The organism is Candidatus Chromulinivorax destructor, from assembly GCF_003366055.1.
In the GTDB taxonomy this organism is placed as follows: Bacteria; Babelota; Babeliae; order Babelales; family Chromulinivoraceae; genus Chromulinivorax; species Chromulinivorax destructor.
Genome location: NZ_CP025544.1, coordinates 580145 through 596429, shown reverse-complemented (window position 1 = coordinate 596429; position 16285 = coordinate 580145). Strand labels below are relative to the sequence as shown.

The window sequence follows — 16285 nt, the reverse complement described above, 5'->3', positions numbered from 1 at the left end:
GGAAATTTACGATTGAATGTTATAGATTTTTATGCAGTGGTTGTAAAATTTGTAACTCAACATGATGTTGACTGTGAGTTTTGATAAAATCTTTAACAAGTTCTACGTATTGCAATAGTTTGTTATTATCATGAACGATATCGTAATTACAATCTAAAACTAAAACAGGCACATGCATGATTGAAGGATGGATGTTTTGTTTGTGAATTAAAAAAGCTTCGTGTTTATCGTGAATTTGCTGTAAATATTCAAATGAAATTGAGTTTTCAGCTTCCCTTTGGCGTTCAACGGTGCGTTGATAAGAAATTTTTGGATCAGCTTGTAGGTAAATAAAACCTGTAGGGGCTAAGCAACGTTTAGCAGTTGAAAAATTAAACCAGCTATTGTAAATATTCCATTCTAACTGATTAAGATAACCTTGCTCAAAGCTGTTGTGAGCAAAGCAATGATAACCTGAATAGATTGATCGTTCAACAATATTTGGCAAGCTTGATGCTTGTTGTTTGATATGCTCTGGAATACGAACTTTTAAAGCAAGTGTTTCCATTGTATATGCCCAACGGTGTGGGGATTCATAGAAATTTTGTAAAATAGATTGCCCTGTTGATTCGTTTTGCCAATAATCAACAGCTTCAAGGGTAACAATAACGTTTGATAAAGAATGTTGCAACGCTTTTAAGAACGTTGATTTGCCCGTGCCAATATTTCCTTCAACAATAAACATTTTGTATGCCTTGTAATCTACTATAAATTTGTGGATGAAATATAAGTATAAGGCAAGATTAAGTTTTTATAAGACTTGAAATTATTATTTTTATCTGATAGCAGGATATAAAAATGGCTGATTGTTATATAACAACCAGCCATATAAGATACCATGTACAATGAGATTATATCAGATGAGATATAGTTTCTTGTAGTTTTCCAATCGACTGAGACATCTCTTTTGTAAGAGGGTTCATTGCTGCAGATGTAGCTTGAGCAGATGCCATTCCTGTATTGATAATATTTTGAAGATCTTTCATAATATCTGAAAGCTCTCTGATAATTGAAGGTAATGCTTTAATTATTTTGCCTGTTGTATCAACAGCTTCTTCTGCTGTTTTAATAGCTTCTTTGCTATGTTCTACAACAGATTCACCAATTTTCTGAGTTGGGTGAATTACATTATTTTCAATTGGATTAACAACATTGTTTTCAATTGCATTTGTTGCCTGACCAACTGCATTACTTGCTGCTGATGTAGCGCTATGAGCTGTTGAGTTTACACTTTTGCGAAGTTGATTCATTGACATAAGACTTGTTGATGTTGTTGTTACCATAAGTAACATGAGTATATGATACGCGTTGATATTTTTCATATTTTTTCCTTTTTTGAAATTAAAAAATTGAGCCCTCAATAATATAATATTGGGGCTCTCATTGATTTGATTCTTAACTAGAGCGCATTGCTTGTATTAGTTAATACCATTTTTCTTTACGTATTCACGAGCATGTTTTAGTTCAGATCTTAATTTACGAACATGTTTAGCATGCATGTTAAATTTATCATTTGCATCACGGAATGTATCTTGAGCAAAGTCATCAACTTTTGCTTCAATTGTTGTCAATTCTGCAAGCGAAGCTGATTTCTTTTTGCCTAATGCTTTATCTTTTACTGATTTAATGCATTCTTCAATGTTATGCATTCTGTCTTTATATTCAGCTGTTGATGAAGATACTTTGCCTGAGTCTGAAGAGACTTGAACTGTTGTTTTTTTACATGATGAACAACCTGCTTGTACATTAGCTATTGATCCAACAGCTACAACTAAAAGCATTGCGTATAGATTTTTTTTCATAGTGATCTCCTTTTTTTATTTAGAATCATATCTGAAAAAATTTTATCACAATGATGTTAAGAAAATCAATAGTTGTCAATTTTGTACGGCGTTTTTTATGGTGCAAGCGTTTATATGAATTTTTTATGCAATTTTTTATATGATAAAAAATTAATCAACAATAATTTTAACAAGAGATGACGAAATTTTAGTTAGATGATTATAAGCACTCGCTTGCGTGAGAGCCGACCAATCATACGCGCTTATTGATAAATTCTTTTCAGATCCAAGCACGGTTACTACCTGTCCTACGCTACAATTTTGTATAGAGCTGATATTAACAATGGTTAAATTCATGCACACTCTGCCAATAATGGGAGCAAATTGATCGTTAATCATAACTGATCCGCAATTTGACAAGCGAGCATCAAGCCCTTCAGCGTAACCAATTGCTATGATTGCAATCGTGATATCAGTTGGAGCTTGGTACGTAGCGTCGTATCCTATAAAAGATCCTGCTTTGACCTGTTTGATTTGAAGAATTCTTGTTTTTAATGATAATACAGGTTTAAGCATGTTTTGAACATCTTGATCATATTTTTGAAGATAGCCATACAGACCAATGCCTATGCGTGCAAAAGTATAGTTTTTATGATGTGCAGTCAAGGTGCCATGAGAATTAGAAATATGGGTTTGTAATCCATAATGAGTTGCGATAACAAAGACATCTTCTTGATGATGTGTTGTTGTAGCAATGTAACTTTGGGCAAAGTGAGAAAAAATTCCTTGAATAGTAATAAAAGGTAATTTTTTAAGTTCTTGTATAAATTGATCCAGGTTATCAGGAAGAATTCCAAGTCGATGCATGCCGCTATCAAATTTTATATGAACAATAATCTGAGTGTTGTATTTTTTACCAACTTCGTTTAATTGTTCTGCGAGCAATAGGTCGTAGATGACAACATGGATGTCATATTTGACGATAAGGTCGTAGGCTGCATCAAGATATCCAATAACCAAAATTGTTTTTTTAATACCATGTTGGCGAAGTTGAACAGCTTCGTAAAGATTAATAACTGACAATGTTGCAATAGCATCACACTCATCATAAAGAGTAGCCATTGCAATAAGTCCATGTCCGTAAGCATTTGATTTTAATACTGCAGATATCTTTGTCACAGGTCCAAGCCACTGCTGAAATTGCTGAGCATTTGCTGTTGCAGCAGACTTGCTTAATTCGATCCAGTTTTTAAGTAAGTCTGGTGTGGTTACAATGCCTGAATCGGAAAAGATTTGTGGAGTTTTGTTGAAGAGTTTTTTCATACTGTTTAGTGTAAAAAAATATCAGTTTTTAATCTATTTTTTGCTGATTTTATTTTTTATTAATTGCAAATTGACGCCGTTTAGTAGATGCAGTAAGCTTGATATAATCTATCTATTTTCAAATTAAATCAAATGAAGCCGTTGTGAAAAACTTTGGCGGATGAGCGGAATCTTATGAAAAAAAAACAACCAATTAAATATACAAACATCATCTATGGTGTTCATCCTGTCACTGAGCTTTTACACTCAAAGCGACTTAAAATTGGCGCTATTTATACGCTAAAAAATCCAATTAAATCATGGACAGCTTTATCAAAAATAATTCCAAATCATATTCAAGTTTCATTAGTAACTCGTGAAACACTTGATAATGTTGCTGGTTCAAAAGATCACCAAGGGATCATTGCATTTGTGTCAGAATTTCCATTTACACAAGCTATATTCACCCCAGATAAACATAAATTTATAGTTGTGCTTGACGAAGTTCAGGATGTTCGTAATTTAGGTGCTATTTTACGATCAGCTTACTGCACGGGTGTCGATGGTGTTATTTTAGTTCGATCAAATGCAGCTTCGTTAACTCCAGCAGCTTTTAAAGCATCAGCTGGCTTAGCGCTTCATTTACCAATTTATCTTGCAGCATCAGTAAAAGCAGCTTTATTTGAACTAAAAAAGTCTGGTTATAACATTTATTGTGCGACACTTGGCGGAACAGAAAGCGTTGCAAATTTTACATTTAAAGATCCAGCTGTGTTAGTTATTGGAAACGAAGAGCATGGAATTTCTGCAGATGTAGCAAAAATGGGTACAAAAATATTATTACCTCAGCGTCGTCCTGATATTTCTTACAATGCATCAGTTGCTGCTGGAATTTTGATGTATTCAATTGGTTTGCAGCTTAAAAAGATTTAGTAAAAGTTATTAAAATAGAGAGAGTTTTTAAGGGAGTTGTATTGTTATGAAGAAGTGGTTGTTTATACTACTAAGTGTAAGTTCAATGATGCATGCGGTTTTCACAGATTATGCACCGCAAGATCAAGCTTTTTTTTATGAGTCAGGAATTTGTTTGGCTGCGCAATCAAAAATTGTTGATTGGCAAAGTCTCAAGCAAGTAACGTCAGTCATGTATCATGATATTCAAGAGATTCAGCAGATTGTTGATCTGTTTTTAATGATGAATGGTACGATCATTGAAGAAGGTGTTACAGGTGCAGATCAATTAATGAACGTTATATCTGAGCAAATTACTGAGCATCAAGAATATTTATATATTGAGCTTGATTTTATTGCTCTTGCAGCTGCTTGCCAGGAGCTCTTTTGTGTTTATTTAGAGGTTTGTCCTTGCCAGCCGTCTTTAGTTGCATTTAAAAATTGTTTAGATAGTAATGATACTTCTATTTCTATAGATTCTAAAAAACGTCTTGTGCAATCGTATGATGATTTTACAATTCGATTTAATAAGTTTCAAATAACAGTACAAGAGATTTTTTAAAAAAATTAAAAAATATAGTTATAAAAAAAGCATCTTTTTTTGTTGTTCAGCTTTTGTAGTTGGCAATGTAAAAAAGATGCTTTTTTGCACATAAAAATCTATGGATTTACCTTTTGTTGTGATGAATAGAAACAATTATTTGTAAGCCTTAAAATTTAAACTCTCATAGTCATTGTAGGTTCTGTGAACCAAATTTTTACTAAAGATTTTTACCCTACGTTTTTTACAAAAACTCCGGGAATTTGCAGGCCAGTGGGCCAGATGCACTCTTTTTAAATCTTAGCCAGGTTTAATTTCTCAAAGTTTATTTCGTTTTTTACATAGATTGACGTAGTTTTTCATAAAAAAAGCGTAACGTGGCTGCCGCCACTACTGCTTCCGGAGATGAGCGAAGCGATATCGTAGGATTGTACACGACTTTTAAATTTGATTCACACAGCTTAGTATTGATTGGTAGCTGTATATACAAGTTTTTATATTTGACTTATTTGTTAAAAAAGTTCAATTTTACATACAGTTTATATACATTATTTCTACTTTTTTATCGAAAATCACTTATGAAGAAGCTGTTATCTCTATGCATGATTTTGGTCTGTTTTTTTTCATTGCAAGCAACTGAAAAATTTAATAAAAATATTACAAAAAATAAAAATGTATGTAATCAGATCAATAAAAGTATTCCAGATAAGACTTTTATTGCCCCGATTGAACAAACCAATTCAACAAATTCTCCTAAGAAAACTCCTTATATAGCACCACGGGGTTCTCGCGTTGCTGATAGGGTTGTTGCTTTAAAGCGTTCAAAAGAAAAAGAAAAAAGTAATCCTACAGCAAAGCACTCATCTGGTACATGGTTTGAATTAGCCCCAGGTCAGCAATCTGACACATCAAAAGATGATCGTGATTCTGATGATCATGATGAAGATCGACAATCTCCTCCAGTAACCTCACTTCAAGCAGGTGTAGATTATTCTGCAATGGCAGCTGCAGCTTGTATATACGGTCTTGCAACAAGTGGTCTAGTATTATCAGCGCCACTTGCACTTGGAGCAGGATTTTTTATTGTTGGAGCAAGTTTTTTTATACAAGACACCCAAGAGAAAGCGCAGATCGATAGAACTAAACAAACAAAACAGTCTGTTATAGAACCAGAAGAGCTTACAAAAAATCTTGTTTATCGTAAGCAGTGTGAAGAAATAAAAGCTTTTTTTACCGCGCATGCTTTGTATGAAAAAGAAAATCGGCATTTTTTATATAAAAATAAAAAATCATATCAATTAACTGATATAGAAAAAGCTCAAAAAGAAAAAAAGATACAGGCGTATATTTTTTTCAGTCAAGTTATTGCAAAATTATTAGAACCTGGGGCAAGCAAAGAAAAAGAAAAAATATTTGATGAGCTGGTACAGGCACTTATTGCTTTTATCAACATAGATACACGAGATAAAGAGCGAGTTATTGCAAGGCATTCAGACAAAAATAATATAGAAAATACCTATCAAGCTCAGCATGAAAAATACTTAGAAGATATTTTTTCTTTTCTTGAAAATCTTAATTGCGATAGTTATGCAATCAATGAATATTCTGAGCAAAAAAGGATAATGGCAACAAGTGTTGTGTTGGCAGAAGCATATATTTTAGAGTCTCTTCTAGGAACTTTTGCAGGACCTATTGGAGTAGGAATTCTTGCCGGAAGCTTTATGTATCAAAATAGAGAATTTATTTTTGACTATATACAGCAGGCAAGAAATTATAAAAAATTGACACCTGAAGAAAGATCAGTTCTTGATCAATTAGAAAAATATTCGCGAGATTTAGCATATTCTCTTGAGAAAGCTATTAATATTGGATCTTTGGGAGCTGTTAAGCAAGATGATATTTTAGATGCGCGTTTGATTCCTATAGAGTATGACGGGAGGCAGTGCCAACTTCTTGTTGTGCTTGAAAATAATGGATCTCAAAGATTATACCTTATTCCAAGAAATTCTCATGATGTGCATGAGATACCGCCTATGTATGGTATGGAGAATTATTTATATTCTGCACCAGATGTTAAAGCAAAGGTGGCTGACTATGTCAAAAATAATCAGCCAGCCATTCAAGCTGCTGCTGCAAAAAAGCAGGCAGAAGTTGATAAAGTCTTAAGTACTATTGAAAAGAATCTTCCAACTCCTGAAATTTATGATCTTCTTCCAGATCATTCTGCTTATTTTCCGGTTAGCTCTTCAGCGGAAACTTTTCAGGCTGCATTATCTAAAGATGGTAAACCTTTACGAGGTAATGATGGTTGTTATTATGATGTAAAAGGTTATTCCTGGACTTTAGATAAAGAGAATAATAGATGGGTAATCACAAATTATTCACGTAATCATACGATTATTACAAACGCAACAAAACCAGTCTCATCAAAAGATACTCCTTCTTGTAATCAAATTGATAATAATTCAGGCAATCAATCAACAACGAATTCGACTTCAGAATCTTCATCAGATTCGACTCCTATGGACAGTACACCACAAACGCCTTCACCAAATAGTGGTTGTGGAGGAGTAACTGATGAATTGCAAACCCCAACAACCTTGACAACACCAACGACTCCACAGCAAGGACCTACTGATACTGCTCATGGTCCAACTGATGAACCAGAATCAAAATCAACTGGATGTGGTCAATCTGATCCAGCTGCCCCAGATTTAGATAAAGATTCTCCTGGGTGCGGTTCTCATGGCAACCAAGATCCTGATGATTTTATTTTGCAGGCAAATCGAAATAAAGAGCAGAATAATAATAATTCTAAAGCGCCTCATGGAACGTATCGACCATCTCCAAAGCATCATCCAAACAGTCCAGATCATATAGGAAAGCCTCCACGAGATGGACAAGATGCTTTGGATAATTCATTTTCTGTTGAAAAATCAACTCAGCGTGTAGCTGTTCAGGATGGTAAAGTTGTAATTTTAAAGTATGAAGAAGAAGATATTTATCATGGTTATATTGTAGAAGATATAACGACTTTACCCCAAAAAGTGAAAGATGCATTAGTTGAGCAAGGTTTTATGAAAGATAGCACATCAAAAAAGTTAACTAAACAAGAAGATTAAATTGGTTATATTATGAAAGAATTAATATTTTCATTATCAACATCTGAGTATATTAAAATTATTTCAGGTCATGGTCATGATATTGATAAAATAAGTTTATGCTGCGACATGATTAAATTATATTTTGTGTATGACGACTATCAAATATGCATTGGGCAAGAGTCTGTAAGTGAAATATTCGAGCCTTTTATTATATGTTTGAAAAAAGCAATTGAGGGCAAATTACAATTACATGAGTCGATTTCACAAAATTTAGGACTCATGCAAAATAGGTATTATCAAGATAAAACTGGGTTTTTTAAAGTTCCAGCATCCAATAATTCTAGTAGCTATTGGGTTGGTTTAGATTATCAAATTTGTACTACTTTTGGAGATGCTAATCCTCTTGTTTCTGCATGGATGTATAATGACAATTATAATAATATTATCTTTGAATTCACAAAAGATTATCCATGGCATTTTCTTGCATTAGATGATAAACCAAGTGAATCTGAATTTATACCTTTTGATGAATTTATTAAAGACTTTAAACCATTAGTGCGCCGAATAATTCCTCATTGTATTGCTCTTGAGTGGCTCAATCAAGCGCTTAAATTTCATAGAAGCTTTTATGAATCTGAAGAAAGTTATCAAAAAGCATATAAGAGATTGCAATGGTAAAAAATCAACTAAAATTTAGAGATTTATGCATTAGAGAAATTAAAAACACAGGATTTTATTGTAATGCAGAAAAAATTAACAAAATTACAAAGTTTTAATGCTGTTGCTAGATTATTGCAAAGATATTTTGATCATAAGCCATCAAGTGACCTTGCGACAGTATTAACTAACATGAGTTTTTTAAAAAATAAGCATATGATTGATTCTATAATGTGGGAAATTTGGCTTAAATCTTTATCTCAAGTTATAAAAATACAGACTTATAAAAAAGTAACTATAGAGCAAGCTTTTATAGCTATGGGACTTTATTTAGAAGATTTTTTAGGTACAGAAGATATAGAAAATGACATGATTTTTTTACAATATAACATACGCAATTTTAGTAAAAATAAATTAGTTGACCCCGTGTTATTCAAAGAGTGGCAAGAGTGTGTACGTGAAGTTTTAGCAGTAAAAGATTCTCGCGCTTATTTTTATATATCTCCCAAGAAACAATAAAATTTTGTAAAAATAAAAAAGTAAAAAAGGTTCGCTCCTGCCTCTAGGAGGGGCCTTTTTTTCCTATCAAGCAACATAACCCTCTTTTTATTTGAGATTATTGACTATTGAAATCGATAATTAGTATACAAAAAGGAGTAATTTTTTGCTGGATAGGGGGGCATATGACAGCATTTAAAAAAGTAATGATAGCGTTTGCTTTCATTGGACTCTGCTTGTGGTTACGTCATCAGCACAAGCCAGATATGACGTTAGTGTATCCTGATGACTGTTCATTTACATTAGATTCAAATTTTTCTCAGGCTATGAAAGCTGAGATCAAATCTTTTATTGATACGGCATATAAAGAAAATAAAAAGCCAGCATCCTTGTTACCATCAATTGAATCACAATTTTCTGCAATCAGATCAATTATTGTTGATATGCAAAATCCTGATCAACTTAATTTTACGATTCAAGCGTATCAGCCAATGTTTATGGTTAATGATTCGTTTGTTCTTTCTGAGCAGGGTCAAATTTTTGACAAAACTGTATTTGAAAATAAATTAATTTCTCAGCTTGAAAATGTGACCTACGATGGCACACTTCATCATAAAGATATTGATCGTTTAATAAAGTTTGTTGGGTCGTTATCAGATCCTATTTTGCAAGATTTCTCAATTCGTTGGGTTGGCAAATATAATGTTTGGCTTGACCAAAAAAATGGGGATGACCTTTCGTTGCTTGTCGACTATGCTCGACCGCCAACGATGCAAGATATTGGGGAGTGTCGAAAATTACGGGGACAAATTATCGACAAGCCTTGTAAAGATAAGCGTGGTAAACCATGCAAAAATAATATCACCTGGGTCTGCGATCTTAGATTTGATCAACAAATCGTTCTATTTTCTACAAATAAGGGGGGGTGAAGATGGGAAAAGTTTTTTCAAATATAATTACAGCTATTGATATTGGCACAACAAAAATTTGTGTTTTAATTGCTCGTAAATTAAGCCATGATAAAGTTGAAATTTTAGGTGTTGGTCGAGCGCCTTCGTATGGACTTAATAAAGGCGTTGTTGTTGATATAGCAAAAACAGTTTCGTCAATTAAGCAAGCTGTAGATGAAGCACAATTGATGGCGGAATGTGAAATAGAGTCTGCATATATTGGAATTTCTGGAAGTCATATCCAGTCGTTTAATTCAAGTGGTGCTGTGCCAATTAAACGATCGTCAGTTACGCAAGAAGATATTGATACCGTTTTAGCTGCGGCAAAAGCTGTTCAGATCGAAAAAGGTCAAAAAGTTCTGCATGTGTTGCCACAGTATTTTATGGTTGATGGGCAAGATAAGATTGAAAATCCAATAGGTCTTCATGGCGTTAGGTTAGAAGTTGTTGTTCATTTAGTTACAGGGTCTGTTGCATCAATTCAAAACTTAGTAAAATGCTGTGAAATGGTTGGCATTAAAGTTCAAGATATTGTTCTTGAGCAACTTGCATCAGCTGATGGTGTATTGAGTATCGATGAACGTAAGCTTGGTGTTGGCGTCTTAGATATTGGTGGAGGAACATCAGACTTTGCAGTGTATCAAAACGGAACAATTCGATTTACCAAAGTTATTCCTATTGCAGGAAATCATTTTACCAATGACGTAGCTGTTGGATTACGTGCAAATATTGGTGATGCAGAGCGTATTAAGCATCAGGCTGGTTATGTTGGTTTTGACTCGACAAAGACTCAAGGTGAAGTGCAGGTAGTCATGGCACAAGGTGGACAAACTGAACTTGCAACGAAAGAGCATATTGGGTTTATTTTGCAAGCGCGCGCTCAAGAGTTATTTTTTATGGTTAACCATGAGATACAAAGTTCAGATTTACAGCATTTTATGACAACCGGGTTAGTCATTACGGGTGGTGGATCACTCTTGCAAGGAATTGATGAACTTGCGCAAGATATTTTATCTATGCCTGTGCGTATAGGTGTGCCAAAAAAAGATCAAATTATTCCAGACTCATTACAAAATCCAATGTATGCAACAGGATATGGTTTATTAATGTTTGCGTTGAGAACATCAAAGCATACCACGATGAACTCAATGCAAGGACCGTTACTACATAAAATTTTTATAAGAATGAAATCATGGGTCTCTGATTTTTTCTAAGAGCTCATCAAATAAAAAGTGATACAAAAATATAATCTAATATTTTTGTATCACTTTTGAGAATGTAGATACAATGTTAGGTTCTGTGAACCAATTTTTTACGTTAAAGATTGACTCTACGTTTTTTACAAAAACTCCAGGAATTTTTTGGTCGGTGGGCCTGAGGCACTATTTTTTACATGAAAAAAGCGTAAAGTGGCCCTGGAAACCAATATTTCCGGAGATGAGCAAAGCGATATCGCAAGTTCTATGCTACTTTTAAATTTGATTCATAAAGCTTAAATTTTATTGAAATTTATATACTTTCAGCTCTTTTTCTTTTGTTTGTTGCCTGCTCTTTTAAAAATAGATTGATCATGTCTTTATATTCAAATTTACATGCAACATCAAAAGCAGATATCTGAGCATTGTTTTTAATTTTTGGATCTGCTTTATAGGATAATAATAAAGGAATAATGTTGAACTCTTTATATAGAATTGCCAAAAGTAAAGGAGTATCACCATCTTCATTTTGAGCATTTACATTTATTCCGGCATCCAGCAGAGTTAAGATTGTTTGTTCTAGTTTTTGGCCATTGTCAGTCTTTGTTTGACCATTACGCAATGCTTTATGCAATGAATTTTCTTTGTTGTCATCAACTATATTTATTGTAGCGCCTTTGCTCAGTAAGAACCTGATCATAGATGGATTATTTAAAAAAGATGCATGATGCAAGCATATTCCCTCAAAACAACCCATTCCATTTAAATTGATATCAAAACCTTTGCTCAGTAAGAGATTTATGATTTCTCTATTATTGCAACGAACAGCAGTGCATAAAGCTGTCTCTGGATAAGTTTCATCGTCTATTTTAGTTTTTACATCAATACTATCTAGAGATGATGAATGATGAGTTCTTACTATATGTTCTACTGGGAATGGGCAAAATAGATCTAAATTAACATCGTTAACATCAAGAAGAGTCGCAAGCTCAATCATTTGAGGTTTATTCTGAATTATAGCTTTAAATAATAGTTCTATGAGATGAGAGTCCACGTCTTCATCTAAAGATGAATCATAAACTTCATGCAAAAAAGAGAAGGATTTATTTTAATTTTTGATTGTAAGTATTCAAAGTCTGCAGTAGTTAAATCAATGTTTTTATCAATGTTAGCAATGAGTCGCTCAACAAATGTTACGCCTTGAATATCTTCTAGTGAGGGAACAGTATTTTTATTAATACCAAGACTTGCTTCATTTGTAATATATTTATTAAGATATGGTTGGTTTTTTGCATAGTTATAATCATCATGAGTATCTTTATCCATTGCAGATGCAGATACTATTTGAGAGATAGTCAAACAAAAATTCAGATAATGATTTCTATTTTTTTTCATATGCCATTCCTATAAAATTAAAACTGGAAATAAATCTATATTTTTATAATAACATAATACTCAAAAAGAAAACATGATCTGGGTTTTTAATTATATATTTTTAGCTTAGGTTGAGTTTCTCAATTTTTCATTCTCAAGTTTTACCTTACGTTTTTTACGAAAACTCCCGGGAAATTGCTGGCTGGTCTGCCTAAGGCACTATTTTTTACATGAAAAAAGCGTAAACTGGCCGCCGCCACCGATATTTCCGGAGATCAGCAAAGCGATATGCAAGGCTTGTATCTTAATTTTAAATTTAGTTTATGCAGCCTATCAAAATTTAATAAGGCAGAGTAAGTTGTAGGCAAAAACCTTGTAATAAACTCACAAAATTTTTATCTATAAGTATGCAAGAATCATCTTAATCAACTATTTTTTTATATATTCTTTACAAAAGCATTCTTAATAGGACAGGCTATGAGCTATTCTATGATTTTTGTATATAAAGGCTATTAAAGGAGCTGTGATGATTGAGTTTGATAAAGAACACGAATTAAAAAGTGACGTCATTCTTTCTATTAAAGTTGTTGGGGTTGGTGGAGCTGGTGGAAATACCGTTAATAGTATGATTAGTTCAGATTTACAGCATATTGATTTTATTGTTACCAATACTGACTCTCAAGCTTTATACCATTCAAATGCATTAAAAAAGATTCAACTTGGTAAAAAATCTACCAAAGGACTTGGTTCAGGCGCTAACCCTGATTTAGGTCGTCGCGCAACAGAAGAAGATCTTGAGCGAATTATGGAAGCAATTGGCGATGCAGACATTGTATTTATTGCTGCAGGTATGGGCGGAGGAACTGGCTCAGGTGGAGCTCCTGTTATTGCAAAAGCATTAAAAGAACGTGGCATTTTATCAATTGCGGTGGTAACAAAGCCATTTGGATTTGAAGGTCGTCGTCGCATGATGGTCGCTCAAGAAGCTATTGAGCAGTTACGTAAAGAAGTTGATACGTTAATCATTATTCCAAATCAAAAATTACTCGATGTTGTTGACCGCTCAGTGACTATGATTGAATCATTTGCAATGATTGATCAGTTGCTGATTCACTCAGTAAAAAGTATTACGGATATTGTGACACAGCCAGGTCATATTAATGTTGATTTTGCTGATTTGCGAGCAATCATGAAGGGCATGGGTCTTGCTATGATGGGCGCTGGGTCAGCTCAAGGTCATGATAGAGCTCGTGTTGCAGCGCAGCAGGCAATTTCGTCGAATCTCATTGAAAATATGGATATGAAAAAAGCTCGCGGCATTTTAGTTAATATTACGGGTGGATTAAGTTTATCGCTTCACGAAATTAATGATGCAGCATCGGTCATTTATGATGAATCAAATGAAAATGCTCATATTATTTTAGGCTCAGTTATTGATCCAAGCATGGGAGATAAAGTTTCTGTCTCGGTGATTGCAACAGGATTTGAAAATCCTTTAGCATACGCAACTAAGGCTGAAATTCCTGCAGACCAAATGCTTGACCTTAAGATAAAAGGAGAAGAGCCTGTTGAGCACAAACTTAAAGCTCCAGAACAAGTGATTCCTGTGTATAGTGAATACTTACAACGAGTTGATGGGGCACCTCAATTAGTTGAGCAAGTGATAATGCCTGCACATCATGAAAAAGATCATACACCACAACAAAATATATATTCATTTAATAACCGGTATGAGCAAGATTCACTTGATGTTCCTGCATTTTTACGACGACCAAAAGTTGAAGAGTCGTATTTAGAACCAATGGAATAAAAAATCTATAACTCTATGATTACGCATCTCTATTTTTATAGAATATAATAAACCCCGTAAATTAACTTACGGGGTTTTTAAGTAATTAAAAAAATTATATAAAAAAGAGTATGTATGAAAAATCTAAAAATAGTATTATCTATGTTTTTAATGTGTGCATTGCAATTAATGGCGCCTGAAGCTCCTGTTAAATCTGGAAAACTTGAAGGAGAAACAGGTCAGGCTAAGGATCCTTATGCTAAAGAAACAAAAGCCGAAAAAGATGCCCGTGCAAAAACTGAGCATGACGCAACAGCTCAAAAATTACTAAACGATGCTCTTAAAGAGAGTAATTCAACTTCTGTTACAAAAAAACAAGGTGATAAAAATGGCACAGAATCAACAACAGGTGAGCAGCAGACACCGACTTCAGATGTAACGTTTGATGTAAGCGATTCCTTGGTAGATCAGGATGCATTGAAAAAAATTCAAGATATTCATGATAAAAAATTTGATACTCCTCAAGATTTTATTAACTACATATCGTATAAATTTCAACAAATTACAGATACACTTTTTTCGAATTTGCCAGATGAGGTCCAAACAAAATTAAATTCATCGAAAAAAAGTATTAAAAATCTTAATAAACAATTGCAAGATGCTCGTTCAAAAATCGATAAACTTCAACAAGAATTCATTAAATCTTATAATCCTGATACCGGTACGTATAGATACAGCGAAGAAACTTTTAAAGCTGATGTGCGAAAAGAAATTGAACCAATAGCGCAATCTCTTCAAACAGTAATTGATGAAATTTCAATCACTTTGAAAAAAAATAATATTGAATTTGATCATAGCCAGGTGCAAAGTTATCTAAAAGAATTTAGTCAAGATATCAAGGCTCAAATTAAAGATTACAAGACTCCTGAGGAATTAAAAGAGCAAGCTATACTAAGGAATAAAAGCAAGTTAAGTCCACGACCTAAATCCGTAAAATCAGAATCTGAACCAGGATTATTTCCTTAATGAGTTGCAGTTTACCAACAATTGAAGATTCGGTTGAGAGAGCCAAATTTTAACTCTCAAGTTTTACTCTACGTTTTCTACTAAAACTCCGGGAATTTGCTGGCAGGTGGCTTGATGTACTATTTTTTAAACTTAAAAAGCGTAAAGTTGCCCTGGCCAGGGATGTTTCCGGAGATGAGCACACCAATATCGTAGGATTTTATACACATGTAAATTTGCTTCACACAGCCTAAAATAAAAGTTCTATTATCTTGTATAGGTTATGAAAAAGTCTATTGAAATATATGAATGACTTTGTATGATAGAAAGATCTTTGCCGGTGTAAAGATTTTTCTATCTATTCATGCATGAAAGATTGCTATTTTATGGCTATTCATTTAACTGAAAAAATTACGATCTATTTTGGTGATGCATCACAAAGTCTTGCTACGAATGATATTGCTCAAAAAAACATGACTCCTGTTTTGCAAGTTATTGCTCAGCAGGTTGGCGCTGAGCAGATGATTTTTGTACAACAAAATCATGGTGTACAAGGTGTCGTGATTACGGGTAAAGACTCTAGAGATCAATTTTTAGAGCAATCAGGTGACTTTATTATTACGAACAAAAAAAAATATGGTATTGGTGTTTTGACTGCAGATTGCTTGCCAATTGTTATCTATGACCCGGTAACGCATAGCGCAGGTATCGTTCACGCAGGCTGGAAGGGCTGTGCAGCAAATATTTTTGCTATTGCTATTGAAAGCATGCTTAAAGAGTTTGCGACCCGTACACATGACCTGCAGATCTATTTTGGGCCAGCTGCAGGAGACTGTTGTTACCAAGTAAGCTTAGATTTTATAGATAACTTTAAACAATATGGTGATATTCAAGCTGCTTTTATCAAAAAAAACAGCAAGATCTTCTTTAACTCGACCATTTTCACCTCAATTATTGCAAGAAATCTTGGCATCAAAGCCAAGAACATATACACTACCTATAATGTATGCACAATATGCACTACATCATTGTGTTCATATCGAAGAGAAAAAGAAAAAGCTCGTAGACAGATAACGCTTATATCGCTTCATTAAGCTG

The 16285-nt window shown here is 33.7% G+C and carries 16 protein-coding genes; 10 read left to right on the top strand and 6 right to left on the bottom strand.

All coding sequences use genetic code 11. The features are described 5' to 3' along the window. Positions 1-19 precede the first annotated feature (19 nt). The 4 genes from C0J27_RS03020 to alr all read right to left on the bottom strand — a co-directional run bounded on the left by C0J27_RS03020 (position 20) and on the right by alr (position 3143). On the bottom strand, positions 20-724 hold the full coding sequence (locus C0J27_RS03020; protein ID WP_115585717.1) for a deoxynucleoside kinase: 705 nt from the start codon (positions 722-724) through the stop codon (positions 20-22). Between the two features lie 166 nt (positions 725-890). Beyond that, positions 891-1361, bottom strand: a complete 471-nt coding sequence (locus C0J27_RS03015; RefSeq protein WP_115585716.1) for a hypothetical protein — start codon at positions 1359-1361, stop codon at positions 891-893. A gap of 96 nt (positions 1362-1457) precedes the next feature. Then, a complete protein-coding gene (locus C0J27_RS03010; RefSeq protein ID WP_115585715.1) occupies positions 1458-1841 on the bottom strand; it encodes a hypothetical protein in 384 nt (127 codons plus the stop codon). A gap of 150 nt (positions 1842-1991) precedes the next feature. After that, positions 1992-3143 (bottom strand): alanine racemase, encoded by a 1152-nt coding sequence (gene alr, locus C0J27_RS03005; protein WP_115585714.1) that lies wholly within the window; start codon positions 3141-3143, stop codon positions 1992-1994. Between the two features lie 174 nt (positions 3144-3317). Here alr and C0J27_RS03000 point away from each other — a divergent pair, with 174 nt between their 5' ends. The 7 genes from C0J27_RS03000 (at position 3318) to ftsA (ending at position 11037) form a co-directional block, all read left to right on the top strand. Beyond that, a complete protein-coding gene (locus C0J27_RS03000; protein ID WP_115585713.1) occupies positions 3318-4055 on the top strand; it encodes a TrmH family RNA methyltransferase in 738 nt (245 codons plus the stop codon). Positions 4056-4101: 46 nt separating this feature from the next. Then, positions 4102-4635, top strand: a complete 534-nt coding sequence (locus tag C0J27_RS02995) for a hypothetical protein (protein ID WP_162801759.1) — start codon at positions 4102-4104, stop codon at positions 4633-4635. Between the two features lie 557 nt (positions 4636-5192). Beyond that, positions 5193-7736, top strand: coding sequence for a hypothetical protein (locus C0J27_RS02990; protein WP_162801758.1), 2544 nt, complete (start codon positions 5193-5195; stop codon positions 7734-7736). Positions 7737-7748: 12 nt separating this feature from the next. Further along, positions 7749-8396, top strand: a complete 648-nt coding sequence (locus C0J27_RS02985; RefSeq protein WP_115585710.1) for a hypothetical protein — start codon at positions 7749-7751, stop codon at positions 8394-8396. Positions 8397-8459: 63 nt separating this feature from the next. Then, positions 8460-8894: a hypothetical protein gene (locus C0J27_RS02980; RefSeq protein ID WP_115585709.1), complete on the top strand. Its 435-nt coding sequence runs from the start codon at positions 8460-8462 to the stop codon at positions 8892-8894. A gap of 164 nt (positions 8895-9058) precedes the next feature. Continuing rightward, the gene (locus C0J27_RS02975) at positions 9059-9802 is read left to right on the top strand and encodes a hypothetical protein (RefSeq protein WP_115585708.1); all 744 of its coding nucleotides are present in this window, start codon (positions 9059-9061) and stop codon (positions 9800-9802) included. A gap of 2 nt (positions 9803-9804) precedes the next feature. After that, the gene (gene ftsA / locus C0J27_RS02970) at positions 9805-11037 is read left to right on the top strand and encodes a cell division protein FtsA (RefSeq protein ID WP_115585707.1); all 1233 of its coding nucleotides are present in this window, start codon (positions 9805-9807) and stop codon (positions 11035-11037) included. A 295-nt stretch (positions 11038-11332) separates the two neighbouring features. Here the strand turns inward: ftsA and C0J27_RS02965 are convergent, their stop codons facing one another. Both C0J27_RS02965 and C0J27_RS02960 read right to left on the bottom strand, forming a co-directional pair. Continuing rightward, the gene (locus tag C0J27_RS02965) at positions 11333-12073 is read right to left on the bottom strand and encodes an ankyrin repeat domain-containing protein (RefSeq protein WP_162801757.1); all 741 of its coding nucleotides are present in this window, start codon (positions 12071-12073) and stop codon (positions 11333-11335) included. An 8-nt stretch (positions 12074-12081) separates the two neighbouring features. Next, complete coding sequence (locus C0J27_RS02960) at positions 12082-12414, bottom strand: hypothetical protein (RefSeq protein WP_115585705.1); 333 nt, start codon at positions 12412-12414, stop codon at positions 12082-12084. Between the two features lie 505 nt (positions 12415-12919). On the opposite strand from C0J27_RS02960, the gene ftsZ reads away from it, so the two are divergent. The 3 genes from ftsZ to C0J27_RS02945 all read left to right on the top strand — a co-directional run bounded on the left by ftsZ (position 12920) and on the right by C0J27_RS02945 (position 16281). Next, a complete protein-coding gene (gene ftsZ / locus C0J27_RS02955; protein WP_115585704.1) occupies positions 12920-14203 on the top strand; it encodes a cell division protein FtsZ in 1284 nt (427 codons plus the stop codon). A gap of 114 nt (positions 14204-14317) precedes the next feature. After that, positions 14318-15208 carry a hypothetical protein gene (locus C0J27_RS02950; protein ID WP_115585703.1) on the top strand — a complete coding sequence of 297 codons (891 nt, stop codon included), beginning with the start codon at positions 14318-14320 and terminating at the stop codon, positions 15206-15208. 365 nt (positions 15209-15573) lie between these two features. Beyond that, complete coding sequence (locus C0J27_RS02945) at positions 15574-16281, top strand: purine nucleoside phosphorylase YfiH/LACC1 family protein (RefSeq protein ID WP_162801756.1); 708 nt, start codon at positions 15574-15576, stop codon at positions 16279-16281. Positions 16282-16285: the final 4 nt, after the last annotated feature.

Coding starts and splice junctions, on each gene's coding strand:
- C0J27_RS03020 (WP_115585717.1), bottom strand. CDS start 724: ATGTTTATTGTTGAAGGAAATATTGGCACGGGCAAATCAACGTTCTTA.
- C0J27_RS03015 (WP_115585716.1), bottom strand. CDS start 1,361: ATGAAAAATATCAACGCGTATCATATACTCATGTTACTTATGGTAACA.
- C0J27_RS03010 (WP_115585715.1), bottom strand. CDS start 1,841: ATGAAAAAAAATCTATACGCAATGCTTTTAGTTGTAGCTGTTGGATCA.
- alr (WP_115585714.1), bottom strand. CDS start 3,143: ATGAAAAAACTCTTCAACAAAACTCCACAAATCTTTTCCGATTCAGGC.
- C0J27_RS03000 (WP_115585713.1), top strand. CDS start 3,318: ATGAAAAAAAAACAACCAATTAAATATACAAACATCATCTATGGTGTT.
- C0J27_RS02995 (WP_162801759.1), top strand. CDS start 4,102: ATGAAGAAGTGGTTGTTTATACTACTAAGTGTAAGTTCAATGATGCAT.
- C0J27_RS02990 (WP_162801758.1), top strand. CDS start 5,193: ATGAAGAAGCTGTTATCTCTATGCATGATTTTGGTCTGTTTTTTTTCA.
- C0J27_RS02985 (WP_115585710.1), top strand. CDS start 7,749: ATGAAAGAATTAATATTTTCATTATCAACATCTGAGTATATTAAAATT.
- C0J27_RS02980 (WP_115585709.1), top strand. CDS start 8,460: ATGCAGAAAAAATTAACAAAATTACAAAGTTTTAATGCTGTTGCTAGA.
- C0J27_RS02975 (WP_115585708.1), top strand. CDS start 9,059: ATGACAGCATTTAAAAAAGTAATGATAGCGTTTGCTTTCATTGGACTC.
- ftsA (WP_115585707.1), top strand. CDS start 9,805: ATGGGAAAAGTTTTTTCAAATATAATTACAGCTATTGATATTGGCACA.
- C0J27_RS02960 (WP_115585705.1), bottom strand. CDS start 12,414: ATGAAAAAAAATAGAAATCATTATCTGAATTTTTGTTTGACTATCTCT.
- ftsZ (WP_115585704.1), top strand. CDS start 12,920: ATGATTGAGTTTGATAAAGAACACGAATTAAAAAGTGACGTCATTCTT.
- C0J27_RS02950 (WP_115585703.1), top strand. CDS start 14,318: ATGAAAAATCTAAAAATAGTATTATCTATGTTTTTAATGTGTGCATTG.
- C0J27_RS02945 (WP_162801756.1), top strand. CDS start 15,574: ATGGCTATTCATTTAACTGAAAAAATTACGATCTATTTTGGTGATGCA.